At 53.1% G+C, this 914-nt stretch carries 1 protein-coding gene; it reads left to right on the forward strand.

All coding sequences use genetic code 11. The annotated features are described in order from the left end of the window. On the forward strand, positions 1-839 hold an 839-nt coding region (gene tas, locus PROAA_RS13580; RefSeq protein WP_222102275.1), incomplete at its 5' end, for a TIGR-Tas system RNA-guided endonuclease. Between the last annotated feature and the right edge of the window lie 75 nt (positions 840-914).

Genomic DNA, 914 nt, shown 5'->3' on the forward strand with positions numbered 1-914 from the left:
GAACGCTAACCACCAGGAGTTACAAAATGCAACCGCAAACGCTTGAAAGAATGAGCAGGGATATTGTCAGCGATGCCGCTACTTTGTCGGATGACGAAGCGCGCTATCTAGTCGACGCCTATTACATGATGCAAGAGGACAGGAAGCGCGCTCACAACCAGGCCCGCGCAGTCGAGCAGAATGCAGACGAAGCACACTCTGTCAGTGACAACAAGATCATCAACTGGCTGGCCGACCAGTCGCAAATGCTCGAACACCAGATCAAGCGCGCTCTGGACAAATACACAGAGGCGCACTACATGGGTTCATGGATGCGTGAAGTCGTCGGTATCGGCCCGGTAATATCTGCTGGACTGCTTGCGCACATCGACATTGAGAAAGCCCCTACAGTCGGGCATATCTGGCGATTTGCCGGGCTTGATCCAACGCAGAAATGGGAGAAGGGTCAGCGCCGTCCGTGGAATGCCACGCTGAAAACACTGTGCTGGAAAGCCGGGCAGTCGTTTATGAAGTTCTCCGGCCGTGAGGATTGCTATTACGGCGCTATCTATCGCCAGCGCAAAGCCTTCGAGATTGAACGTAACGAGCGCGGAGACAACAAGGAACTTGCTGCCGAAATTATAAAGAAGATAGGCAAGACGACCGAGGCATACAAAAGCCTGATCGAAGGCAAGTTGCCTCCCGGTCAGATCGACGCACGCTCCAGGCGATACGCCGTCAAGCTGTTCCTGTCGCACGCTCACGGCGCTTGGTACGAAAAGCACTACGGCGAGAAGCCGCCGATACCGTACCCTATTGCGATACTTGGTCATGCGCACATGATTAACAGGCCGCACTGAAAGGCAAAGGCGCAAGAGCAAACAAGATTTACAAACGCATGACTTTTAATAGGTGAAAACAATGGCATCAGTCAA

Origin of the sequence: Candidatus Propionivibrio aalborgensis, from assembly GCF_900089945.1 — a bacterium.
GTDB lineage: Bacteria > Pseudomonadota > Gammaproteobacteria > Burkholderiales > Rhodocyclaceae > Propionivibrio > Propionivibrio aalborgensis.